This window comes from Pseudomonas sp. YeP6b (assembly GCF_025642995.1).
In the GTDB taxonomy this organism is placed as follows: Bacteria; Pseudomonadota; Gammaproteobacteria; order Pseudomonadales; family Pseudomonadaceae; genus Aquipseudomonas.
Genome location: NZ_CP080090.1, coordinates 2485694 through 2509319 on the forward strand (window position 1 = coordinate 2485694; position 23626 = coordinate 2509319).

Here is a 23626-nt window from a genome sequence, read left to right on the forward strand (position 1 = left end):
CAGTTCCTTTTTCAACAGGGCTACGTAGCGGGTGCAGTGCAAGGTGTTGAGCAAGAGCTGTACCAACGGCTAAAAGCCTTGATTGGCGTGGGCTGCAGGTTCCCTGCTGAAAAGTGAAGCTGTTGGCTGCTTGGTGTTTTGTTGAATGACTGTTGCCTGGGCAACAGTTGCGTGGCGAACAGTGTTGATTCGGCGTGAGGCCATTTATAGAGGGTTACGGTTATTCCGTAAATGAACGTATTTCCATATTTATAGATCTTAAATGAATATCAAGGGTTCGCTATCGCAGGTGTCTGAACGGTTGATAGCGACTATCACGGGCGATGATTTTTAACTGTGAAAGGGCGGGAGTAGCCTGTGTTCATTGACTCGAAACCTCCTTCGCAGGGCCCTCACCATGAACCACTTTCTGGCTGTTTCCTTAATAGTTGTCAGCGCCGTCCTCGCCGGTTGTGCGACCCATCCGTCACCTGAATCGCGCCCCTACACCGCAGAAGAAACCAAGCAGCTTGCCTTGGAGGCGCTGAGCCGTCGCGGGCTGTCATTTGATGAATACCAACAGCAGCGTGCCGCACTGACGGCCCAGCCACACAAGCCCTTCGGCTTTGATCACCATGGCGAAATGAACGCCGAACGCAGTGTGGCCCTGCAGGGTCGTCCCAGTTGAGCCCGCGCTCAGCGGCAAAAAGCCCGAGGATTCCCTTAAGGAACCTCGGGCTTTTTGTTTGCCATGGGGCTACTTCAGCCTGTTAAGCTGAATTTCAGGAGCGTTCCTACGCACATTTAAATAAAGTGGTCCTTCTTTAATGGCATTCGATCGGTTAAACCTGACGACCTCTGTTCCGGTTGATGCCCCTGAGACGTTGCTCTCGGGAATACGCTCTGCGAGTCTTAAACGTCATGAATAAACGTCCGTTGTATTTCGACTACGCTGCCACCACGCCGGTGGATGAGCGGGTCATCCAAGTGATGGTCGAGTGTCTGGGCTTCAATGCCAATTTTGGTAACCCTGCATCCAGTTCCCATGCGTTCGGCCAAGCGGCCCGGCAAACGGTTGAACAGGCGCGGCGCCAGGTCGCCGAGTTGGTTGGGGCCAGCCCTGAGCAGATCGTCTGGACTTCCGGTGCGACTGAATCCAACAACCTTGCGATCAAGGGCGTGGCCCAGGCGCGTGGAGTGGCGGGCGGGCACATCATTACCAGCCAGATCGAGCATAAAGCCACGCTGGATACCGCACGGCAGTTGCAGGAAGCCGGGGTGGCCGTGACCTACCTGGTGCCGGACGCCGATGGGTTGATCAGCGCCGAGGCTGTGAGTGAAGCCTTGCGTGAGGACACCTTTCTGGTGTCGTTGATGCTGGTGAATAACGAACTGGGCACCTTGAACGACATTCCTGGCATCGGCGCGCGGGTGCGTGAACACGGCGCGTTGTTGCATGTGGACGCGGCGCAAGGTGCCGGCAAAGTGGCTATCAACCTGGCTGAATGGCCGGTGGACTTGATGTCGTGTTCCGCGCACAAGCTGTATGGCCCCAAGGGTATCGGCGCGCTGTATGTCGGCCCGCGGGCACAGCAGAAAGTCTTGGCGCAGATTCATGGCGGCGGCCACGAGGGCGGCTTGCGCTCCGGCACACTGGCGACGCACCAGATTGCAGGCATGGGCACTGCGTTCGCTCTGGCAGCGGCGTCTTTCGCTGAAGAAAAGGCCGCGATCGTCGCCTTGCGTCAGCGTCTGCTCGATCAGTTGGAATCGGTGGCGGGTGTGCGCCTCAATGGCAGCGCCACGCAGCGTATCCCGCATACTCTCAGCCTGACGTTCAGTGAAGGTGAATTCAATTCGGCCGCGCTGAGTGCAGGCATCGCTTTCTCGGCGACCTCGGCGTGCAACTCGGCGAGCAATGCGCCGTCCCACGTGCTTCTGGCCCTGGGCCATGACGCGCGCAGCGCGGGGCGTACCATTCGCTTGAGCCTGGGCCGATTTACCACCGAACAGGACATCGACCAAGCGGTGCAATTAATCAAGGCTGCCCTCGCCAGTGCACCGGCGTTCTGGGCGGTCTGATTTAACATTCGCAACCCATAACAATTATTAGTGGTTAGCAGGAGACACAATGAGTACGCAGCCTTTGACCCATGGAACGGTTCCCCAGCGCCTGGCGCATACCCGTGAACTGATGCGCCGCGAGGGCATCCACGCCCTGCTGGTGCCCTCGGCCGACCCGCACTTGTCCGAGTACTTGCCGGGTTACTGGCAGGGGCGACAATGGTTGTCGGGGTTCCATGGTTCAGTGGGCACATTGATTGTCACCGCAGATTTCGCCGGTGTGTGGGCCGATAGCCGTTATTGGGAACAGGCGACCAAGGAACTCAAGGGCAGTGGTATCGAGTTGGTGAAGTTGCAGCCCGGCCAACCCGGCCCGCTGGAATGGCTGGCCGAGCAAACCCCGGAAGGCGCCGTGGTGGCGGTGGACGGCGCGGTCATGGCCGTGGCCTCGGCGCGTACTTTGGGCGGCAAGCTGGCAGAGCGCGGCGCGCGTTTGCGTACCGATATCGATGTGCTCAATGAAGTCTGGCAAGACCGCCCGGCATTGCCGAACCAGCCGATCTATCAACACTTGCCGCCGCAGGCCACCGTCAGCCGTGGCGAGAAACTCGCCACGCTGCGCGCCAGTTTGAAAGAGAAGGGCGCCGACTGGCACTTCATCGCCACCCTGGATGACATCGCCTGGTTGTTCAACCTGCGTGGCGGCGATGTGTCGTTCAACCCGGTGTTTGTCTCGTTTGCCTTGATCAACCAGCAGCAGGCCACTTTGTTTGTGGCGCCGAGTAAGGTCGATGCCGAGTTGCGTACGGTGCTGGAGCAAGACGGTGTAACCCTGCGCGACTACAGCGAAGTGGCGGATGCGCTGCGTGCCGTGCCGAAGGGCGCGAGCCTGCAAGTCGACCCGGCGCGGGTGACGGCCGGTTTGCTGGAAAACCTCGATGCCGGCGTCAAGCTGGTCGAAGGGTTGAACCCGACCACCCTGGCCAAATCGCGCAAGAGCCTGGCGGACGCCGAGCATATCCGCCAAGCCATGGAGCAGGATGGCGCGGCGTTGTGCGAATTCTTCGCTTGGCTGGACAGTGCGCTGGGCCGTGAGCGCATCACCGAGCTGACCATTGATGAACACCTGACGGCCGCGCGTACCCGTCGTCCGGGTTATGTGTCGCTGAGTTTCAATACAATTGCTGCATTCAACGCCAACGGCGCGATGCCGCACTACCACGCCACCGAAGAAGAGCACGCGCTGATCGAAGGCGATGGCTTGCTGCTGATCGACTCGGGCGGCCAGTACCTGGGCGGCACCACGGACATCACGCGGATGGTGCCGATCGGCGCGCCGAGCGAAGAGCAGAAGCGCGACTGCACGCGTGTGCTTAAGGGCGTGATTGCTCTGTCGCGCGCGCACTTCCCCAAGGGCATTCTGTCGCCGCTGCTGGACGCCATTGCGCGTGCGCCGATCTGGGCTGAAGGCGTGGACTACGGCCATGGTACCGGTCACGGTGTAGGTTATTTCTTGAATGTGCACGAAGGCCCACAGGTGATCGCTTATCAGGCCGCCATTACGCCGCAAACGGCTATGCAGCCAGGCATGATTACGTCGATTGAGCCGGGTACTTATCGCCCAGGCCGTTGGGGGGTGCGCATCGAGAACCTGGTGTTGAACCGTGAAGCGGGCAAGACCGAGTTTGGTGAGTTCCTTAAGTTTGAAACCCTGACCTTGTGCCCAATCGATACCCGTTGCCTGGAACCGTCGCTGCTGACGGCGGACGAGCGCGAGTGGTTCAACGCCTACCACGCTGAGGTCCGAGAGCGTTTGAGCCCGTTGCTCAGCGGTGCCGCGCTGGAATGGTTGCAGGTGCGTACTGCGGCTATTTGATCGGCTGCAGTTCGGGGGGGCTGGGCCAGGGCGTCGACGATAGACTCGACGAGCGCCTTGGCCCGGGTATCTGGATTGCGTTGGCCGACCTCTAGCTGAGGGCTTCGCGCACAAAATCCAGACGGTCCTGACCGAAGAACAGCTGGTTGCCTACAAACATACTGGGCGCACCGAACACGCCGCGTTGAATGGCTTGTTCGGTGGTGTCCTTGAGTGCAGCTTTTACGCTTTCGTCATTCGCCAGGCCCAGCACCTCTTCGGGGTTAAAGCCCGCTTCGGTCAGCACCGAGGCCACGACAGCAGGATCGCCCAAGTGACGACTTTCGACCCATAGGGCGCGGAACAGGCAGTCGATGATGTCTTGGAAACGCTCGGGTTGGCGCATTTGGATGCCAGTCACCGCACGCATCAGTACCAGGGTGTTGATGGGGAAGTGCGGGTTGAACTTGAGCGTCACGTTGTAGCGTTGGGCGTATCGCGCCAGGTCATTAAACATGTAACGACCTTTGGCAGGGATGGTGATCGGTGAGGCATTGCCGGTGGCTTTGAATACGCCGCCCAACAGCATTGGTTGATAAACCAGCTGTGTGCCGGTTTCGGCACACAGGGCGGGGAGTTGGGTGTACGCCAGGTAAGTGGCGGGGCTGCCGAGGTCAAAGAAGAATTCCAGGGTTTTACTCATGGTCGAGGCTCGCTGCTTATTGTTATGGAGGCGTGCTTACCAGGGCTCATTCCAGGGGCGCAGGTCCAGCTCGAAGGTCCAGGCGTCGCGGGGCTGGGTGTGCAGGTACCAGTAGTTGTCGGCGATGTGTTCGGGATTGAGGATGCCGTCCTGATCTTTCTGGGCGTATTTTTGTGGGAAATTGTCGCGAATGAAGTCCGTGTCGATGGCACCGTCGATCACCACATGGGCGACGTGGATATTCATGGGCCCGAGTTCTCGCGCCATGCTTTGCGCGAGCGCTCGGATGCCGTGCTTGGCGCCGGCGAAGGCAGCAAAACCTGCACTACCGCGCAAGCCTGCTGTCGCACCCGTGAACAAGAGGGTGCCACGGTTGCGCGTGACCATCCGTTTGGCCACTTCGCGCGCGTTCAGGAAGCCGGAGAAGCAGGCCATCTCCCATATCTTGAAGTACTTGCGCGCTGTTTCTTCGAGGATGCTGCACGGCACATTGGCGCCGATGTTGAAGACGAATGCTTCGATGGGGCCTAGTTCGGTTTCGATCTGCTCGATCAACGCGATGACGTCGTCTTCTTTGCGCGCATCGCAGGCAAAGCCATGAGCTTGGCCACCCGCTGCCTGGATGCTGTCCACCAAGGGCTGCAGCTTGTCGGCGCTGCGGCGGGTGACGCAGGCTATGTAACCCTCGCGGGCGAAGCGCTTGGCGATGGCGCCGCCGGTGGCGTCACCGGCACCCACTACCAGTACGATTTTCGGGTTGTCTGTCATGGTAACTCCGTTGCTCAGTCGTCGAGCAGGAGTGTAGACGCAGCGTCGAAAATGGCCGGGGCGACGTCAGAAATTTTAGAAGGGGGAGCAGTCGCAATTGACTGCTCGGGCGGTCATTTACAGATGACGATCATGCTGCGGCTGGTATAGCCGGCAGGGTTGAGGCCGAAAGGGTAGTCGCCAGGTTCTTCGGAGTTGTCACCCGACTTGGCGATAACCCGGTAGCCCTTGGCACCACATGAATTGGTTGCACTGGTGTAGCACTGGTCCCAGGAGGAGGACAGCCCGGAACAGTTGATATGCAGCCCTTTTTTGCCCCGTTTCACTTCTGTTTTGGTGGTCGCTGCACAGCCAGCAATGCCTACGACCAATAACAGTATCAAAATTCGCTTCATTCCCGTCCTTAATAGCCGCTTCGCAAAAAGGCGCTAGGCAGGCTTTACTCGCTCTCGATTGTAGCGTTCAGGCGTCCTTGTCGAAACTCTCCATGAATGACATTCGTTTGCGACTTAAACATGGCCTAAATGAGCGGCAAATACTAGAGCTACCTTTAAAGATGATCAGTCCGCCGGCACCAAGGGTTTGGATTCGTTGCGCATCGTCAGTGTGGCGCCTACTGAGGCCAAAATAATGCACGCGATGGCCAGCCATTGTGCCAGGGACAAATGTTCCTGCAGGAAGAACAGACCGGAAAGCGCGCCGAATGCGGGTTCGATACTCATCAGGGTGCCGAAGGTGCGGGCAGGAAGGCGAGTGAGCGCGACCATTTCCAGGGTGTAGGGCAAGGCCGTGGAGAGAATGGCGACACCAATCGCCACGGGGATCAATGCGGGCGTGAGTAGAGCGGAGCCAGCATGCACGATGCCGATGGGGGCGACAAACAAAGCGGCGATCATTACGCCGAGAGCCGCAGTTTGGACGCCATTGTCATTGCCGGCCTTCTGACCGAACAGAATGTACAACGCCCAGCAGACACCGGCACCCAGTGCGTAGGCTGCACCGGTCAAGTCGATGCCGCTGTTGGCTTCCCCAATTGGGATTAATAAAAGAAGGCCAGCAATTGCGAGGCCAATCCACAGAAAGTCCACTGCTCGGCGCGAAGCGTAGATAGCAACGGCGAGTGGGCCTGTGAATTCCAGCGCTACCGCGATGCCCAGTGGCACTGTGCGCAAGGACATATAGAAGAGAAAGTTCATACCGCCCAGTGCCATGCCATAGATGACGACGGTGCGCAGGGACTTGGCCGTCAGCTTGGCGCGCCAGGGGCGTAACAGAAGCAGCATAATCGCACTGGCGAAAATCAGTCGCAGGGTCGTGGTGCCCTGTGCGCCGACGATGGGGAACATGCTCTTGGCCAGCGAAGCGCCCGACTGGATAGAGGCCATGGCGATCAACAGCAGGCCGACAGGAAACAATGCCGAGGCCAGGCTGCGGGGTGGGGTGCTCATTGGGGGTGTTCGTCCGAAGTCATAGTAGAGAAGAAGCAGAAGGCCTATGATGCTTAACAGTTGAGTTTTGAGCAATATATTGCTCAGCCGGCTCTGTTTGACTCTCTATATAGAAGGGATGTGTAGGTTTTCTGACTGTTTGATAGGAAATCCAAATTAAGGGTTGACGGCAGATTCTGGAAGTCTATAATTCGCCCCACTTCCGGCGCAGTCGAAACGGAAAACTCCTTGGTAAACAAAGAGTTATGCAGAATTCGACAACGGTTCGCTTCAGTTAATCGAAGTCCAGAAGGAGTTGGTAGAGCAGTGTTGTTTGGCTCTATTAACGTTTCGATCTTCTCGGTCGAAAGCGGAGAAAAAGAGGTGTTGACAGCAGCGTGTAACGCTGTAGAATTCGCCTCCCGCTAACGAGAGATCGGAAGCGCAAGTGGTTGAAGTTGTTGAAGAAATCTTCGAAAACTTCTGAAAATAATCACTTGACAGCAAATGAGGCTGCTGTAGAATGCGCGCCTCGGTTGAGACGAAAGATCTTAACCAACCGCTCTTTAACAACTGAATCAAGCAATTCGTGTGGGTGCTTGTGGAGTCAGACTGATAGTCAACAAGATTATCAGCATCACAAGTTACTCCGCGAGAAATCAAAGATGTAACCAACGATTGCTGAGCCAAGTTTAGGGTTTCTTAAAAACCCAAAGATGTTTGAACTGAAGAGTTTGATCATGGCTCAGATTGAACGCTGGCGGCAGGCCTAACACATGCAAGTCGAGCGGTAGAGAGAAGCTTGCTTCTCTTGAGAGCGGCGGACGGGTGAGTAATGCCTAGGAATCTGCCTGGTAGTGGGGGATAACGTTCGGAAACGGACGCTAATACCGCATACGTCCTACGGGAGAAAGCAGGGGACCTTCGGGCCTTGCGCTATCAGATGAGCCTAGGTCGGATTAGCTAGTTGGTGAGGTAATGGCTCACCAAGGCTACGATCCGTAACTGGTCTGAGAGGATGATCAGTCACACTGGAACTGAGACACGGTCCAGACTCCTACGGGAGGCAGCAGTGGGGAATATTGGACAATGGGCGAAAGCCTGATCCAGCCATGCCGCGTGTGTGAAGAAGGTCTTCGGATTGTAAAGCACTTTAAGTTGGGAGGAAGAGCAGTTACCTAATACGTGATTGTTTTGACGTTACCGACAGAATAAGCACCGGCTAACTCTGTGCCAGCAGCCGCGGTAATACAGAGGGTGCAAGCGTTAATCGGAATTACTGGGCGTAAAGCGCGCGTAGGTGGTTTGTTAAGTTGGATGTGAAATCCCCGGGCTCAACCTGGGAACTGCATTCAAAACTGACTGACTAGAGTATGGTAGAGGGTGGTGGAATTTCCTGTGTAGCGGTGAAATGCGTAGATATAGGAAGGAACACCAGTGGCGAAGGCGACCACCTGGACTAATACTGACACTGAGGTGCGAAAGCGTGGGGAGCAAACAGGATTAGATACCCTGGTAGTCCACGCCGTAAACGATGTCAACTAGCCGTTGGGAGCCTTGAGCTCTTAGTGGCGCAGCTAACGCATTAAGTTGACCGCCTGGGGAGTACGGCCGCAAGGTTAAAACTCAAATGAATTGACGGGGGCCCGCACAAGCGGTGGAGCATGTGGTTTAATTCGAAGCAACGCGAAGAACCTTACCAGGCCTTGACATCCAATGAACTTTCTAGAGATAGATTGGTGCCTTCGGGAACATTGAGACAGGTGCTGCATGGCTGTCGTCAGCTCGTGTCGTGAGATGTTGGGTTAAGTCCCGTAACGAGCGCAACCCTTGTCCTTAGTTACCAGCACGTAATGGTGGGCACTCTAAGGAGACTGCCGGTGACAAACCGGAGGAAGGTGGGGATGACGTCAAGTCATCATGGCCCTTACGGCCTGGGCTACACACGTGCTACAATGGTCGGTACAGAGGGTTGCCAAGCCGCGAGGTGGAGCTAATCCCACAAAACCGATCGTAGTCCGGATCGCAGTCTGCAACTCGACTGCGTGAAGTCGGAATCGCTAGTAATCGCGAATCAGAATGTCGCGGTGAATACGTTCCCGGGCCTTGTACACACCGCCCGTCACACCATGGGAGTGGGTTGCACCAGAAGTAGCTAGTCTAACCTTCGGGAGGACGGTTACCACGGTGTGATTCATGACTGGGGTGAAGTCGTAACAAGGTAGCCGTAGGGGAACCTGCGGCTGGATCACCTCCTTAATCGACGACATCAGCTGCTCCATAAGTTCCCACACGAATTGCTTGATTCATTGAAGAAGACGATAAGAAGCAGCCCGAAATTGGGTCTGTAGCTCAGTTGGTTAGAGCGCACCCCTGATAAGGGTGAGGTCGGCAGTTCGAATCTGCCCAGACCCACCAATTTTGTGTGGGAAACGCCTGTAGAAATACGGGGCCATAGCTCAGCTGGGAGAGCGCCTGCCTTGCACGCAGGAGGTCAACGGTTCGATCCCGTTTGGCTCCACCACTACTGCTTCTGAAAGTTTTGAAAGCTTAGAAATGAGCATTCCATCGAGGTGATGGTGAATGTTGATTTCTAGTCTTTGATTAGATCGTTCTTTAAAAATTTGGGTATGTGATAGAAAGATAGACTGAACGTTACTTTCACTGGTAACGGATCAGGCTAAGGTAAAATTTGTGAGTTACTCGTAATTGAGTATTATCGAATTTTCGGCGAATGTTGTCTTCACAGTATAACCAGATTGCTTGGGGTTATATGGTCAAGTGAAGAAGCGCATACGGTGGATGCCTTGGCAGTCAGAGGCGATGAAAGACGTGGTAGCCTGCGAAAAGCTTCGGGGAGTCGGCAAACAGACTTTGATCCGGAGATGTCTGAATGGGGGAACCCAGCCATCATAAGATGGTTACCTTACACTGAATACATAGGTGTAAGGGGCGAACCAGGGGAACTGAAACATCTAAGTACCCTGAGGAAAAGAAATCAACCGAGATTCCCTTAGTAGTGGCGAGCGAACGGGGACTAGCCCTTAAGTGGCTTTGAGATTAGCGGAACGCTCTGGAAAGTGCGGCCATAGTGGGTGATAGCCCTGTACGCGAAAATCTCTTAGTCATGAAATCGAGTAGGACGGAGCACGAGAAACTTTGTCTGAATATGGGGGGACCATCCTCCAAGGCTAAATACTACTGACTGACCGATAGTGAACTAGTACCGTGAGGGAAAGGCGAAAAGAACCCCGGAGAGGGGAGTGAAATAGATCCTGAAACCGTATGCGTACAAGCAGTGGGAGCCCACTTTGTTGGGTGACTGCGTACCTTTTGTATAATGGGTCAGCGACTTATTTTCAGTGGCGAGCTTAACCGAATAGGGGAGGCGTAGCGAAAGCGAGTCTTAATAGGGCGTCTAGTCGCTGGGAATAGACCCGAAACCGGGCGATCTATCCATGGGCAGGTTGAAGGTTGGGTAACACTAACTGGAGGACCGAACCGACTACCGTTGAAAAGTTAGCGGATGACCTGTGGATCGGAGTGAAAGGCTAATCAAGCTCGGAGATAGCTGGTTCTCCTCGAAAGCTATTTAGGTAGCGCCTCATGTATCACTGTAGGGGGTAGAGCACTGTTTCGGCTAGGGGGTCATCCCGACTTACCAAACCGATGCAAACTCCGAATACCTACAAGTGCCGAGCATGGGAGACACACGGCGGGTGCTAACGTCCGTCGTGAAAAGGGAAACAACCCAGACCGTCAGCTAAGGTCCCAAAGTTATGGTTAAGTGGGAAACGATGTGGGAAGGCTTAGACAGCTAGGAGGTTGGCTTAGAAGCAGCCACCCTTTAAAGAAAGCGTAATAGCTCACTAGTCGAGTCGGCCTGCGCGGAAGATGTAACGGGGCTCAAACCATACACCGAAGCTACGGGTATCACTTAGGTGATGCGGTAGAGGAGCGTTCTGTAAGCCTGTGAAGGTGAGTTGAGAAGCTTGCTGGAGGTATCAGAAGTGCGAATGCTGACATGAGTAACGACAATGGGTGTGAAAAACACCCACGCCGAAAGACCAAGGTTTCCTGCGCAACGTTAATCGACGCAGGGTTAGTCGGTCCCTAAGGCGAGGCTGAAAAGCGTAGTCGATGGAAAACAGGTTAATATTCCTGTACTTCTGGTTATTGCGATGGAGGGACGGAGAAGGCTAGGCCAGCTTGGCGTTGGTTGTCCAAGTTTAAGGTGGTAGGCTGGAATCTTAGGTAAATCCGGGATTCTAAGGCCGAGAGCTGATGACGAGTTAACTTTTAGTTAACGAAGTGGTTGATGCCATGCTTCCAAGAAAAGCTTCTAAGCTTCAGGTAACCAGGAACCGTACCCCAAACCGACACAGGTGGTTGGGTAGAGAATACCAAGGCGCTTGAGAGAACTCGGGTGAAGGAACTAGGCAAAATGGCACCGTAACTTCGGGAGAAGGTGCGCCGGTGAGGGTGAAGGACTTGCTCCGTAAGCTCATGCCGGTCGAAGATACCAGGCCGCTGCGACTGTTTATTAAAAACACAGCACTCTGCAAACACGAAAGTGGACGTATAGGGTGTGACGCCTGCCCGGTGCCGGAAGGTTAATTGATGGGGTTAGCTAACGCGAAGCTCTTGATCGAAGCCCCGGTAAACGGCGGCCGTAACTATAACGGTCCTAAGGTAGCGAAATTCCTTGTCGGGTAAGTTCCGACCTGCACGAATGGCGTAACGATGGCGGCGCTGTCTCCACCCGAGACTCAGTGAAATTGAAATCGCTGTGAAGATGCAGTGTATCCGCGGCTAGACGGAAAGACCCCGTGAACCTTTACTATAGCTTTGCACTGGACTTTGAATTTGCTTGTGTAGGATAGGTGGGAGGCTTTGAAGCGTGGACGCCAGTTCGCGTGGAGCCAACCTTGAAATACCACCCTGGCAACTTTGAGGTTCTAACTCAGGTCCGTTATCCGGATCGAGGACAGTGTATGGTGGGTAGTTTGACTGGGGCGGTCTCCTCCTAAAGAGTAACGGAGGAGTACGAAGGTGCGCTCAGACCGGTCGGAAATCGGTCGTAGAGTATAAAGGCAAAAGCGCGCTTGACTGCGAGACAGACACGTCGAGCAGGTACGAAAGTAGGTCTTAGTGATCCGGTGGTTCTGTATGGAAGGGCCATCGCTCAACGGATAAAAGGTACTCCGGGGATAACAGGCTGATACCGCCCAAGAGTTCATATCGACGGCGGTGTTTGGCACCTCGATGTCGGCTCATCACATCCTGGGGCTGAAGCCGGTCCCAAGGGTATGGCTGTTCGCCATTTAAAGTGGTACGCGAGCTGGGTTTAGAACGTCGTGAGACAGTTCGGTCCCTATCTGCCGTGGACGTTTGAGATTTGAGAGGGGCTGCTCCTAGTACGAGAGGACCGGAGTGGACGAACCTCTGGTGTTCCGGTTGTCACGCCAGTGGCATTGCCGGGTAGCTATGTTCGGAATAGATAACCGCTGAAAGCATCTAAGCGGGAAACTAGCCTCAAGATGAGATCTCACTGGGACCTTGAGTCCCCTGAAGGGCCGTCGAAGACTACGACGTTGATAGGTTGGGTGTGTAAGCGCTGTGAGGCGTTGAGCTAACCAATACTAATTGCCCGTGAGGCTTGACCATATAACACCCAAGCAATTTGACTACTTCGGACTTGGAAACAAGTAGAGGCATCAGATTGCGGTGTGTGAAGACGATAGAACCGAAAGTTCGATCTCACAAAACACCGAAAGCTATCACATACCCAATTTGCTGAAGCGAGGCCATAAGGTCACGACTCAGTACCCGAATTTCTTGACGACCATAGAGCATTGGAACCACCTGATCCCATCCCGAACTCAGCAGTGAAACGATGCATCGCCGATGGTAGTGTGGGGTTTCCCCATGTGAGAGTAGGTCATCGTCAAGATTAAATTCAAGAACCCCTGTTTGCTAACGCAAACAGGGGTTTTGTTTTGGGCGGTCGGAAAGTGTAAAAGAAGTCATGCTCGCGAGTAATCTCAGTGTTAACGCGCGTATCTGACACGCTCTAGCGCCTAAGCCCTCAGGGAGGAAGCGCTGGGGCCATCGCCAACGACACACCCTACGGTCTCCAGGCCCACATTTTTTCCTCGGGCATAGGGACTGTAAAGAGTCCATACCCTTGCCGAGAGTATGGCACTTCGATCTGGAGGCCTTTCTGGAGCCAAAATCGGTCCTGGCCTGACAAAACAGCATGCCGTTGGGGAAATCGATGCAAAGTGTTTCTGCATTTTTGGTATGGTGCAGCACATTTTCACAAGGATTGATCTTTCATTCGCAGGACGCGGCGTCGACCTTCTTCAACGAGATGCTGTAGAAATGCCTGAACCGATACCGATCAAGGATCACGAAAAAGAAAACCGCCTGGTCAACAAGCGCCTGCTCGCCTGTGCGCTGTTGGTCATCGGCATCACCTGTGCCCTGGTGGGCCGCATGTATTTCCTGCAAGTGGTGCAGTACGACTATCACTCGACCATTTCCGAAAACAACCGGGTCCACGTCCTGCCGATTACGCCCACCCGCGGGCTGATCTATGACCGTAACGGCGTGGTGCTGGCCGACAACCGTCCCAGCTACAACCTGACGATCACCCGCGAACGTACCACCGACCTCAAGGGTGAACTGGACGCCATCGTCAATCTGTTGCACTTGCCCGCCGAAGACCGAGCCGTATTCGACAAGGCGCTGAAACAGGCGCGCCATCCTTTCGTGCCCGTCACGTTGTTCTACGAATTGACCGAAGAACAGATCGCCGTATTGGCTGTTAACGAATTCCGCCTGCCCGGGGTGGACGTTGAACCGCAGTTCGTTCGCCATTACCCGTTGGGCGCGCACTTTGCGCATTCAATCGGCTATGTCGGCCGAATCAACGAAAAAGAATCCAAAGCCCTCGACTCCGTGGAGTACCGCGGTACCCAGTCCATCGGCAAAACCGGTATCGAGCGCTTCTACGAGTCCGAACTGCACGGCCACGTGGGTTATGAAGAGGTCGAGACCAACGCCCAAGGCCGTGTGCTGCGGGTGCTTAAGCACACCGACCCGATCCCCGGTAAAAACATCGTTCTGAGCCTGGACGTCAAACTGCAGGAAGCCGCGGAAGAGGCCTTGGGCGATCGGCGCGGTTCGGTGGTTGCCCTCGACCCGCAAACTGGCGAAGTCCTGGCGATGGTCAGCAAGCCGAGCTTTGACCCGAACCTGTTCGTCACCGGCATCAGCTTCAAGGAATATGCCGCGCTGCATGATTCCATCGACCGGCCGCTGTTCAACCGCGTGCTGCGCGGGCTCTACGCGCCCGGTTCGACGATCAAGCCGGAAGTCGCTATCGCCGGCCTCGACAGTGGCGTGGTCACCGCGCAAACTCGCGTGTTCGACCCCGGTTACTACCAGTTGCCCGATTTTGACCACAAATACCGTAACTGGAACCACAGCGGCGACGGCTGGGTGGACATGGACGCCGCCATCATGCGTTCCAACGACACGTATTTTTACGACCTGGCCCACAAGCTGGGCATCGACCGCCTGCACGACTACCTGGCCGAATTCGGCCTCGGCCAGAAAGTCTCCCTCGACATGTTCGAAGAGTCAGCCGGCCTGATGCCTTCCCAGGCCTGGAAGCGCGCGACACGGCGCCAGCCGTGGTTCCCGGGCGAAACCGTGATCCTCGGCATCGGCCAGGGCTACATGCAAGTCACACCGTTGCAGTTAGCCCAGGCCACCGCTTTGATTGCCAACAAAGGCGTGTGGAACCGACCGCACCTGGCCAAAACCATCAATGGCGTGCCGCCAGTGGATGAGAACCCGATGCCCAACGTGGTCCTCAAGGACCCGCGTGATTGGGAGCAGGTTAACCATGGCATGCAGCTGGTGATGCATGACCCGCGTGGTATCGCGCGGGCCGCAGCAGCAGGCGCGCAATACCGCATCGCCGGCAAGAGTGGTACAGCACAAGTCGTCGCGATCAAGCAGGGTGAGCGTTACAACCGTAACAAGACCCTGGAGCGCCATCGCGACAACGCCTTGTTCGTTGGCTTCGCGCCGGCCGAGCACCCGACAATCGTGATCTCGGTGATGATCGAAAACGGCGAGGCCGGAGGCCGGGTAGCGGGCCCTGTGGTGCGGCAAATCATGGATGCCTGGCTACTCGACCAGGACGGCCACCTGAAGCCGCAATATGCCACGCCGGCCAAAGCCCCGGGCGACCCGCGCGTTTAAATCAGGCCTTCCATTCGTCCCAGTGCTCTACGCCTGCATACGCAAGCCAGGGCACATCATGGGCCGTCCAGATGTGCGCGGTGGGCCGTACGCCCGGATCATTATCCAGCGTCGCCACCCGCACAATCACATGGGGCTGATGCCCTCGCTCCGCCATCAGATGTGAGCCGCAACGCGAGCAGAAATGCCGGAGTTTGCCGGGCGAAGACTCAAACGATGACAGCAGCGCCTCACCCTGCGTCCAGCGAAAATGTTCGCGCATCACCCCAGCCGTGGCCACAAATGCTGCGGCATGCACCTTACGGCAGCTGTCGCAGTGGCAATGGCTGATGGGCATGTCCAGGTTGTCGACTTGGTAGCGCACAGCCTCGCAGAAGCAACTTCCATTCAACGGGTCAGTCATACTCGTATTACCTGATCAGGGATGGGCTCATCATCGCGCAGAACCGACGGTTGCGCATTGGTCGATGTCGCCTACTGTCAATGGAGGAGGTGACTTATGCATGTATTAGATCGCATCGAACGAAAAGTCCTGCTCAACGCTCCACGTAAACAGGTGTGGGAAGCACTCACCGATGCCGAGCAATTCGGCAGTTGGTTCGGCATCGCCCTCGAAGGCAAAACCTTTGCCCCCGGGCAAACCATCGAAGCGCCGATCACCTATAAAGGCTACGAGCATGTGGTGTGGAAGGCCAAGATCGAACGCATCTTGCCACAAACCCTGTTCTCGTTCTGGTGGCACCCTTACGCGGTCGAAGAAGGTGTCGACTACGACAGCGAAACACCAACCCTGGTGGAATTCACCATCGAAGATCGCGCGCCAGGCATTCTGCTGCGGGTGGTTGAGTCCGGTTTTGACGCCGTGCCCGAAGCCCGACGCCAGAAAGCCTTCAAGAAGAATTCCCGTGGCTGGGATGAGCAAATGAGCAACATCGAAACCTATCTGGGCCAGGCCCGTCGCGCCTGACCCAAACGGGCATCTTGATGCTGCCCGTTATCAAAACGCTCAGTCGTTTGACTGGTTGCGCGCCTGTGTCCAGATCCCCGTCAGCCCGACACTGAGTGTGTGGCTGACGGCACCTACCGTTCAGCCGGTCATCAAGCGGGTGTTGTCTTCCAAGTGGTGAATACGCGAGCCCGTCACCGTGCGTTGCCGAGATTGTCTGTCAGCGTCACCGACGAATAACGGCCATCCTCATCGGCATGTTTGTCGCCGCCCGCGAGGTAAGCCGTCCAGTGGTCGCTTAGGTCATATTCAGCGCGCAGCATGCCGACCGTGTCTTCAATATTGGTGTAACCCCATTTCGGTGCGTAGTGGCTAGCCGCCGATGTCGAGGTGTTCGCCAACCCGCCCATCGCTGCTGATGTCCGTGCTGAAACGGCGCAACGGCACATCCAAACGCGCAGACGACTCCGGCGCGAATAATAGTAAGTGTTATTAATGTTCTTCAGCCAATTTGTGAGATTGCGTTCGCCCTGCGCGTTAACGTGCCGCGTTTGCCCGGATGCCGAGTAGAATCACGCCCTGAAAGCGATTCCTGAGGTGCGGTACGGTGGATTTACAGCAGGGTTTTGTCCTGACCCGGCATTGGCGCGACACGGCGGCAGGTACGGAGGTCAGTTTCTGGCTGGCGACCGACCAAGGCCCCCGGTGCGTGCGCTTACCCGCGCAAACCTCGGTGATGTTCATTCCCGAGGCCTATCGCAAGCCGCTGGGTTGGTTGCTCAACGGCGAGCGCGATATCGAGCTGCGCCCGCTGCAGCTGTGCGATTTCCATCACCGCCCGGTATTGGGCCTCTACACCCGCCAGCACCGCCAGTTGATGGACCTGGAAAAACGCCTGCGTGCCGCCGGTGTGGATGTCTACGAAGGCGACGTGCGCCCGCCCGAGCGCTACATGATGGAGCGCTTCATCACCGCCCCGGTGTGGTTCGGCGGCACACCAGACGCCAACGGCAGCCTGATCGACGCGCAGATGAAACCCGCGCCCGACTACCGCCCGCCGCTGAAGCTGGTGTCCCTGGACATCGAGACCACCGCCCAGGGCGATCTGTATTCCATCGCCCTCGAGGGCTGCGGCGAGCGCCAGGTGTACATGCTCGGCCCGGCGAACAAAACCTGCGCGGTGGACTTCAAACTCGACTACTGCGACACCCGCGCGCAACTGCTCGAACGCCTCAACCAATGGCTGGCCACCCATGACCCCGACGCGATCATCGGCTGGAACGTGGTGCAGTTCGACCTGCGCGTGCTCCACGAGCATGCCCAGCGCCTCAACGTGCCGCTGTTGCTGGGCCGTGGCGGTGAAGCCATGGCCTGGCGCGAACACGGCAGCCGCAATCACTACTTCGCGTCTGCAGCGGGGCGCTTGATTATCGACGGCATCGAAGCCCTGCGCTCGGCCACTTGGAGCTTCGAGTCCTTTAGCCTGGAAAACGTCGCGCAAACCCTGCTCGGCGAAGGCAAGGACATCTCCACGCCGTACCAGCGCATGGACGAAATCAACCGCATGTTCGCCGAGGACAAGCCCGCCCTGGCGCGCTACAACCTCAAGGACTGCGAGCTGGTCACGCGGATTTTCGAGAAAACCGAGCTGCTCAAGTTCCTGCTCGAGCGCGCCAGCGTCACCGGGCTGCCGGCCGACCGCAACGGCGGTTCCGTCGCGGCGTTCACCCATTTGTACATGCCGCTGATGCACCGCCAGGGCTTCGTCGCGCCGAACCTGGGCGACAAACCGCCCCAGGCCAGCCCCGGCGGGTTCGTGATGGACTCGCGTCCCGGCCTCTATGAATCGGTGCTGGTGCTCGACTACAAAAGCCTTTACCCGTCGATCATTCGCAGCTTCCTGATCGACCCGGTGGGGCTGATCGAAGGCCTCAAGCACCCCGATGACAGCGAGTCGGTGGAAGGCTTTCGCGGCGCGCGCTTTTCGCGTACCCGGCACTGCCTGCCGTCCATCGTCACCCGCGTTTCCGAAGGGCGCGAAGCCGCCAAGCGTGACCACAACGCGCCATTGTCCCAGGCGCTGAAGATCATCATGAACGCCTTCTACGGCGTGCTCGGTTCCAGCGGTTGCCGGTTCTTCGACACCCGGCTGGCGTCCTCGATCACGATGCGCGGGCATCAGATCATGCGCCAGACCCGCGAGCTGGTGGAGGCCAAGGGGTATGAGGTGATCTACGGCGACACCGACTCCACCTTCGTCTGGCTCGGCAGTGCGCATGCTGCGGATGACGCCAGCCGCATCGGCCGGGAATTGGTGCAGCACGTCAACGACTGGTGGCGCGCGCATTTGCAAGCTGAATACGGCCTGCAAAGCGCCCTGGAACTGCAATACGAAACCCACTTCAGCCGCTTTCTCATGCCGACCATTCGCGGTGCGGAGGAGGGCAGCAAAAAGCGTTACGCCGGCTTGGTCGTGCGCGCTGATGGCAGCGAAGAGATGATCTACAAAGGCCTGGAAACCGTGCGCAGCGACTGGTCGCCCCTGGCCCGGCAATTCCAGCAGGAGCTCTACCAGCGCATCTTCCATCGCCAGCCCCATCAGGACTACGTTCGCGACTACGTGCGCCGCACCTTGAGTGGCGAACTCGACGACTTGCTGATCTACCGCAAACGCCTGCGCCGCCAATTGGACGACTACGAACGCAACGTGCCGCCGCATGTGCGCGCCGCACGCCTGGCCGATGAATACAACGACCGCCTGGGGCGCCCGCGCCAGTACCAGCGCGGTGGCTGGATCAGCTATGTGATCACGGTCAACGGCCCGGAACCGCTGGAAGTGCGGCAGGCGCCGATCGACTACGACCACTACGTCACCCGGCAATTGCAGCCGGTGGCGGATGCGATTCTGCCGTTCGTCAACGACGATTTCGCCACCCTGGTCGGCGGGCAAATGGGCCTGTTCTAAAACGCTTGCCTGGAGGGGATACGAGCCTGCACTCTTGGCCTGATGATGACCACCCTCAGACGGCGCAGCTTCTCATGACTCAGATCACCCTGACCGGCAACACGGTCGAACTCCAGCCACTGCAACGTGAACACGCGGCTGCCTTGGTCGAGGCTGCCGCCGACGGCGAGCTGTGGAACCTCAACGTCACCAATGTGCCCGGCCCCGAGACTGTCGACAAGTACCTCGACATTGCGCTCATCGGCCGTGAGGCCGGCAGCATGATCCCGTTCGCTGTGGTACGTCGCGACAGCGGCCAGGTGGTCGGCAGTACACGCTTCTGGAAGGTGGACAGGGTGAATCGCAAGCTTGAGATCGGCCACACTTTCTTGGCGCAATCCACGCAAAAAACCGCGGTCAACACCGAAGCCAAACTGTTGCTGCTGACCTACGCCTTCGAAGTATTGGAGTGCGTGCGCGTGCAATTCAGCACCGACGAACTCAACGAAAAGTCCCGCGCCGCGATCCTGCGCCTCGGCGCCTTACAAGAAGGCATCGTGCGCCACGAACGCATCATGCCCGACGGGCGCAAGCGCAACTCGGTGCGCTTTAGCATCATCGATTCGGAATGGCCGCAGGTGAAGGCCAACTTGCAGGCCAAACTGCTGCGATAAGGAAGAAACGCCCATGTACACGCTCTACGGCATTGATGAATCCGGCTCTTGCATGATCGAAATCGCCCTACAGCGTTGCGCGGTGCCCTGGCGCCGTATCGACGCCAGTTCCTGGGCGGACGGCGAGGGCAGCGAAGACCTGGCGCGCATCAACCCGCTCAAACAGATTCCCACCCTGGTCACGCCCGATGGCCAGGTGCTGACCGAAAGCGCCGCGATCCTGATCCACCTGGGCCTGGAGTTCCCCGCCTCCCATCTACTCGCCGGCAACCGCGCGCAGATCCTGCGCGGCCTGGTGTACATCGCCGCGAACTGCTACTCGGCCATCGGCATCATCGACTACCCGCAACGCTGGCTGGGCACCGCAGATGAAGCGCTGCAAACGCAATTGACCACCGGTACGCGGCGCTATCTGCATCACGCCTGGGTGGTGTTCGCCCAGCAGTTCGCCGACCAGTTGTTTACCCCGGATACTGTGCCGAATGCACTGGGCATCATGGCCGCAGCGGTGTCGCGCTGGGATGCGGCGCGGGATGTGTTAAACGACCTGGCGCCAGGCTTTGCCCAGACGCTGGCGCAGGTGGATGCCGACCCCCTCGTGGCGCCCGTGTTTGCTCGGCATTGGCCGGAATGGGGCGTCTCCTAATGTTTCTGCAATCAGAAGAAACAATCACCGTTGCACCTGTCCAACCCCTTGCGTAGCGGGCTTCCTGACCTACGCTTCTTAATGAGGTGTAGGAATCATCCTTGAATTTGGCTGTCGCAGACATGAAACTCAAGAACTTGCATGGAATTCAAAGGAGGTGCGCATGCTCATCCGGTCGCTGACCCTGGCTACCTTGATGGCTTTTACGGGGCCGCTGTTGGCCGCGGATGATATCAACCCGCTCAAGCAGGACGTGGGCAAGTCCCGTCCGCTGGTGGTGGTGGAACTTGATTCCGGCAACGACACATTGGCGACCCTCAAAAAACAGCTGGACGAGCCTGCCAACAAGCAGTCCTTTGAAGAGCGCAACATGGTGTTCTACACCGTGAAGTTCGGCAGCATCGGTGCTGAAGGCGAAAAATTCGCCAAGGACGCGAAGGACAACAAAAAGCTCACGCCGCCTGAAACCAACGCGCTGATCCGCGCCCTCAAACTCGGCGCCGGCAGCGGCACCAAAGTGATTCTGGTGGGCAAGGACGGCGAGAAGAAAGTCGAGAAAACCGTGCCACCGGATACCCTCGACCTGAAAGAGTTCTTCAGCGCCATCGACCAGATGCCCATGGCTGAAAAAGAACTCGCCGCCCCAGCCGAACCCGAGCCAGCCGCCGAGCCAGCCAAAGGCGCCAAAGCAGCCAAGCCTGCCAAGGCCGGCAGCAAGGCAGCCCCTGCGCAACTCGATGATTGAACCTACATAACCCTTGTGGGAGCGGGCTTGCCCGCGATGACGGAGTGTCAGTCAAAACACCTTTGAATGATCCACCGCTATCGCGGGCAAGCCCGCTCCCACAGGCGTGTTAGCGTTGCTCTGAAGTTTTAGCGGCCTTGCGCACCGGAAACGGAAAGTAGAAAAACCGCAGGAACGCCACCCGCTTGATCACTTCCCCGATCAGCAACGGCACCACCACCGCCACCACCAGGCCCACGCAGGCCGACACCAACGGGTGCAGGCCCAGGCGCTCCATCAGGTCGACGGTCTTGTGCTGGATCTCCCCATGGAAGATCAACAGGATCAGGGTCGACTGGCCGATGTAGGTCATCGCCCGCGTGATCACGGCCGAGACCATCAGCACCCGCGCCAGTGCCCAGCACGCGTACACGCCGATTACCGCCAGCAGGCTGGTCCACAACCAGTGGTCGTAGCGCCGCTGCGCCAGGTCCATGGTGTCGTGGCTGTAGAGGAACACCGCGGCGAACAGTGCCACTGAAATCACCAGCGTCAGCAGCGAGCCTTCATGGCGGCGCAGCCAATCGCGCAGCAGGTAGCCGTACACGAAGTAGGTACTGCTGATCAGGGTGATCTCGAGGCTGAAGGGCAGGCCGGGCAGCGTCCAGGTGTGCTCACCGACGGTCACGGGAATTTGCCAGAACCACGGCAGCACCCAGATGCCGAGTAACAGTTGCGCGACCATCAGCAGGCAGCCCATCGCCAGTGACAGCTTGAGGCGCTGGATCAGCCGCAGCATCAACCCACTGAACAGAATCGCTACCCAAAAGTGCGGCAGAAACCACAGTGCCTGCCATGGAATGGTGTCCACCGAGGCGTACAGCACGCCGCCAACATCCGGCAGCAGCGGTTGCCCGCGCAATAGGCTGCGTACGATCACATACACCAGCATCGTGAAGAAAAACGGCTTGAGCAGGCCGTCGGCCTTGCGTATCGCCATCTCCACAAACGGTTGCTCGGGCTTGAAGAACACCCCGGACAGGAAAAAGAACAACGGCAATATGAACGACGCGATGACCGGATAGATCAGCTCCGGAGAGTTGGCGACGAACCAACTGTGGCCATACACGATCATCAGGATGCCAATGCCTTTGGCAATATCCATCTGTATCCAACGATGTTTCACCTGACCACCCCCGAACGATTATTCACGCCTTGCGCCACGGCTTCAGCCACAGCCCCATGCCCAGCAACACCACGACGCCTGCCAGGGTGCTGAGCCCCAGTTGCAGCCATACGCCTTGAATCCGAAACAGCACCAGCGCGGCCAACCCCATGACAGCCGCACTGAGTAACCATTGCCGCGCCCAGGGCAGGGCGCCCAGCAGGTTTTGACGCTGCATCAGCAGCAATGCCGTGCAGATCACCCCCGCCAGCGCGGCCAGCGGGATACCCGCCAAGCCAAACGCAAACGGCAGGGCGCCCAGCAACAGCACGTTGACCAGGCTGCCGAGCAACTCGCAACGCAGCGGCTGGCGCGTATCGCCGGCGGCGTAGGCATAGCGCGCGAGTAAGGCGTTCCAGGCGCCGAACACCAGCGGCACGGCGAACCACGCCAGCAGCAGCGGCAGTGGCGAGTCCGCCGATTGTTTGGGCAGCAGCAGCGCCACCAGGCTCGGCGCCGCCGCGACCAGCCCAACCCCGGCCGGCAATGTCAGCACACTGGCGGTTTCCAGGCCGCGCTTGAGCAAGGCCAGGCGCTCATCGCCCTGGCGTCGGCTCATCATGCCCAGCAGCACCTGGTTGAGGCTCATCAACGCAATCAGCGGCAGGTTCATCAGCTTGCGGGCGAGGTTGACCCAAGTCACCGCGCCTTCGCCGAGCAGCGAGGCCACCAGCCGCTCGATCAACGCCAGCCCTTGGCTGGCGCCATTGCTCAGCAACAGTGGCCCGATGCGCTGGCCCAGCTCGCGCAGTGGCGCAACACTCAATTGCCAGCGCCACGGCCGCCAGCCCTGACGCCAGATCGACGGCAGCAGCGCCAAGGGCATCAACAGACTGCCGGCCAGGCAAGCGAGTGCCAACCCATGGGGTTGGGTGGCGGTGCCGGCCACGGCGAGGTACGTCACCGGCGGCAGGTTGAACAGCAGCGAACCCAGCCCCGCCAGCACAAACCGCTCGCTGGCCTGCAACGGAATACTGAACAGCGCATGCAGCATCAAGCCCGGCACACACCACGCGACGATCTGCAGGTTGCCGCTGGCCAGCGCCGTGGCACTCGCCGCGAGCCCCGGGCCCAGCAACTGCACCAGCCACGGCGCCAACAACGTCAGCAACAGGCTGGTGAGCAAGGCAATCAGCATCAATGCCGGGAACAGCACGCCCAGCCAGTCCAAGCGCTCGCCATCTTTGCGTTGCAGGTACAACGGCAGCGCGGCGGCGCTGAGCACGCCACCGGCCAGCGACATACGCAACGCCTCAGGCAAAAACAGCGCGATCAGGAACGCATCGCTGCGCTCGCCCGCGCCCCAGGCCGCCACCAGCAGCCACTCGCGGGCGAACCCCAGGCACAGGCCCAATAAGGTCGCCAGGGTCAGCCAGACGGCGCTGCCAAGCACG

At 58.1% G+C, this 23626-nt stretch carries 16 protein-coding genes, 2 tRNA genes, 3 rRNA genes and 1 pseudogene; 14 read left to right on the forward strand and 8 right to left on the reverse strand.

All coding sequences use genetic code 11. The features are described 5' to 3' along the window. The first annotated feature begins 397 nt into the window (after positions 1 to 397). The 3 genes from KZH41_RS11205 to KZH41_RS11215 all read left to right on the forward strand — a co-directional run bounded on the left by KZH41_RS11205 (position 398) and on the right by KZH41_RS11215 (position 3919). A complete protein-coding gene (locus KZH41_RS11205; RefSeq protein WP_263274825.1) occupies positions 398 to 667 on the forward strand; it encodes a hypothetical protein in 270 nt (89 codons plus the stop codon). Positions 668 to 900: 233 nt separating this feature from the next. Then, a complete protein-coding gene (locus tag KZH41_RS11210; protein ID WP_263274826.1) occupies positions 901 to 2061 on the forward strand; it encodes a cysteine desulfurase family protein in 1161 nt (386 codons plus the stop codon). Positions 2062 to 2110: 49 nt separating this feature from the next. Next, positions 2111 to 3919 (forward strand): aminopeptidase P family protein, encoded by a 1809-nt coding sequence (locus KZH41_RS11215; protein WP_094953511.1) that lies wholly within the window; start codon positions 2111 to 2113, stop codon positions 3917 to 3919. Between the two features lie 91 nt (positions 3920 to 4010). Here KZH41_RS11215 and KZH41_RS11220 read toward each other — a convergent pair whose 3' ends face one another. The 4 genes from KZH41_RS11220 to rhtA all read right to left on the reverse strand — a co-directional run bounded on the left by KZH41_RS11220 (position 4011) and on the right by rhtA (position 6817). Continuing rightward, positions 4011 to 4601 carry a 2-hydroxychromene-2-carboxylate isomerase gene (locus KZH41_RS11220; protein WP_094953512.1) on the reverse strand — a complete coding sequence of 197 codons (591 nt, stop codon included), beginning with the start codon at positions 4599 to 4601 and terminating at the stop codon, positions 4011 to 4013. A 36-nt stretch (positions 4602 to 4637) separates the two neighbouring features. After that, positions 4638 to 5369, reverse strand: a complete 732-nt coding sequence (locus KZH41_RS11225; RefSeq protein WP_094953513.1) for an SDR family oxidoreductase — start codon at positions 5367 to 5369, stop codon at positions 4638 to 4640. A 113-nt stretch (positions 5370 to 5482) separates the two neighbouring features. Then, positions 5483 to 5764, reverse strand: a complete 282-nt coding sequence (locus KZH41_RS11230; RefSeq protein ID WP_094953514.1) for a hypothetical protein — start codon at positions 5762 to 5764, stop codon at positions 5483 to 5485. 165 nt (positions 5765 to 5929) lie between these two features. Further along, a complete protein-coding gene (gene rhtA, locus KZH41_RS11235; RefSeq protein WP_094953515.1) occupies positions 5930 to 6817 on the reverse strand; it encodes a threonine/homoserine exporter RhtA in 888 nt (295 codons plus the stop codon). A gap of 701 nt (positions 6818 to 7518) precedes the next feature. On the opposite strand from rhtA, the gene KZH41_RS11240 reads away from it, so the two are divergent. The 6 genes from KZH41_RS11240 (at position 7519) to mrdA (ending at position 15073) form a co-directional block, all read left to right on the forward strand. After that, positions 7519 to 9055 (forward strand): 16S ribosomal RNA (locus tag KZH41_RS11240). An 82-nt stretch (positions 9056 to 9137) separates the two neighbouring features. After that, positions 9138 to 9214 (forward strand) — tRNA-Ile (locus KZH41_RS11245). 30 nt (positions 9215 to 9244) lie between these two features. Next, positions 9245 to 9320, forward strand: a tRNA-Ala gene (locus tag KZH41_RS11250). 251 nt (positions 9321 to 9571) lie between these two features. Beyond that, positions 9572 to 12463, forward strand: a 23S ribosomal RNA gene (locus KZH41_RS11255). 170 nt (positions 12464 to 12633) lie between these two features. After that, a 5S ribosomal RNA gene (gene rrf, locus KZH41_RS11260) occupies positions 12634 to 12749 on the forward strand. The 16S, 23S and 5S rRNA genes sit together here with 2 tRNA genes alongside, the layout of an rRNA operon. Before the next feature lie 431 nt (positions 12750 to 13180). Further along, positions 13181 to 15073, forward strand: coding sequence for a penicillin-binding protein 2 (gene mrdA, locus KZH41_RS11265; protein WP_094951188.1), 1893 nt, complete (start codon positions 13181 to 13183; stop codon positions 15071 to 15073). 1 nt (position 15074) lies between these two features. On the opposite strand, the gene KZH41_RS11270 is transcribed toward mrdA, so the two are convergent. Beyond that, entirely contained in the window at positions 15075 to 15476 is a 402-nt protein-coding gene (locus tag KZH41_RS11270; RefSeq protein WP_094951189.1) for a GFA family protein, read from the reverse strand. Between the two features lie 96 nt (positions 15477 to 15572). Here KZH41_RS11270 and KZH41_RS11275 point away from each other — a divergent pair, with 96 nt between their 5' ends. After that, positions 15573 to 16040: an SRPBCC family protein gene (locus KZH41_RS11275; RefSeq protein WP_263274827.1), complete on the forward strand. Its 468-nt coding sequence runs from the start codon at positions 15573 to 15575 to the stop codon at positions 16038 to 16040. Positions 16041 to 16094: 54 nt separating this feature from the next. On the opposite strand, the pseudogene KZH41_RS30450 reads toward KZH41_RS11275, so the two are convergent. After that, positions 16095 to 16469, reverse strand: a pseudogene (locus KZH41_RS30450) (hypothetical protein); the annotation flags it as partial. A gap of 157 nt (positions 16470 to 16626) precedes the next feature. Between KZH41_RS30450 and KZH41_RS11285 the strand changes: the two are divergent. The 4 genes from KZH41_RS11285 (at position 16627) to KZH41_RS11300 (ending at position 21028) form a co-directional block, all read left to right on the forward strand. Further along, positions 16627 to 18984, forward strand: coding sequence for a DNA polymerase II (locus KZH41_RS11285; protein ID WP_263274829.1), 2358 nt, complete (start codon positions 16627 to 16629; stop codon positions 18982 to 18984). Positions 18985 to 19058: 74 nt separating this feature from the next. After that, positions 19059 to 19637, forward strand: a complete 579-nt coding sequence (locus KZH41_RS11290; protein WP_094951192.1) for a GNAT family N-acetyltransferase — start codon at positions 19059 to 19061, stop codon at positions 19635 to 19637. A 13-nt stretch (positions 19638 to 19650) separates the two neighbouring features. Further along, a complete protein-coding gene (locus KZH41_RS11295; protein ID WP_094951193.1) occupies positions 19651 to 20283 on the forward strand; it encodes a glutathione S-transferase N-terminal domain-containing protein in 633 nt (210 codons plus the stop codon). A 163-nt stretch (positions 20284 to 20446) separates the two neighbouring features. After that, on the forward strand, positions 20447 to 21028 hold the full coding sequence (locus KZH41_RS11300) for a DUF4174 domain-containing protein (protein WP_094951194.1): 582 nt from the start codon (positions 20447 to 20449) through the stop codon (positions 21026 to 21028). A gap of 109 nt (positions 21029 to 21137) precedes the next feature. Here the strand turns inward: KZH41_RS11300 and KZH41_RS11305 are convergent, their stop codons facing one another. Then, positions 21138 to 22172 carry an acyltransferase family protein gene (locus tag KZH41_RS11305; protein ID WP_094951195.1) on the reverse strand — a complete coding sequence of 345 codons (1035 nt, stop codon included), beginning with the start codon at positions 22170 to 22172 and terminating at the stop codon, positions 21138 to 21140. A 43-nt stretch (positions 22173 to 22215) separates the two neighbouring features. Further along, positions 22216 to 23625, reverse strand: a complete 1410-nt coding sequence (gene murJ / locus KZH41_RS11310; protein ID WP_263274830.1) for a murein biosynthesis integral membrane protein MurJ — start codon at positions 23623 to 23625, stop codon at positions 22216 to 22218. Position 23626: the final 1 nt, after the last annotated feature.

Excerpts from the sequence above, each read along its gene's own strand:
- KZH41_RS11205 (WP_263274825.1), top strand. The coding sequence starts at position 398 with ATGAACCACTTTCTGGCTGTTTCCTTAATAGTTGTCAGCGCCGTCCTC.
- KZH41_RS11210 (WP_263274826.1), top strand. The coding sequence starts at position 901 with ATGAATAAACGTCCGTTGTATTTCGACTACGCTGCCACCACGCCGGTG.
- KZH41_RS11215 (WP_094953511.1), top strand. The coding sequence starts at position 2,111 with ATGAGTACGCAGCCTTTGACCCATGGAACGGTTCCCCAGCGCCTGGCG.
- KZH41_RS11220 (WP_094953512.1), bottom strand. The coding sequence starts at position 4,601 with ATGAGTAAAACCCTGGAATTCTTCTTTGACCTCGGCAGCCCCGCCACT.
- KZH41_RS11225 (WP_094953513.1), bottom strand. The coding sequence starts at position 5,369 with ATGACAGACAACCCGAAAATCGTACTGGTAGTGGGTGCCGGTGACGCC.
- KZH41_RS11230 (WP_094953514.1), bottom strand. The coding sequence starts at position 5,764 with ATGAAGCGAATTTTGATACTGTTATTGGTCGTAGGCATTGCTGGCTGT.
- rhtA (WP_094953515.1), bottom strand. The coding sequence starts at position 6,817 with ATGAGCACCCCACCCCGCAGCCTGGCCTCGGCATTGTTTCCTGTCGGC.
- mrdA (WP_094951188.1), top strand. The coding sequence starts at position 13,181 with ATGCCTGAACCGATACCGATCAAGGATCACGAAAAAGAAAACCGCCTG.
- KZH41_RS11270 (WP_094951189.1), bottom strand. The coding sequence starts at position 15,476 with ATGACTGACCCGTTGAATGGAAGTTGCTTCTGCGAGGCTGTGCGCTAC.
- KZH41_RS11275 (WP_263274827.1), top strand. The coding sequence starts at position 15,573 with ATGCATGTATTAGATCGCATCGAACGAAAAGTCCTGCTCAACGCTCCA.
- KZH41_RS11290 (WP_094951192.1), top strand. The coding sequence starts at position 19,059 with ATGACTCAGATCACCCTGACCGGCAACACGGTCGAACTCCAGCCACTG.
- KZH41_RS11295 (WP_094951193.1), top strand. The coding sequence starts at position 19,651 with ATGTACACGCTCTACGGCATTGATGAATCCGGCTCTTGCATGATCGAA.
- KZH41_RS11300 (WP_094951194.1), top strand. The coding sequence starts at position 20,447 with ATGCTCATCCGGTCGCTGACCCTGGCTACCTTGATGGCTTTTACGGGG.
- KZH41_RS11305 (WP_094951195.1), bottom strand. The coding sequence starts at position 22,172 with ATGGATATTGCCAAAGGCATTGGCATCCTGATGATCGTGTATGGCCAC.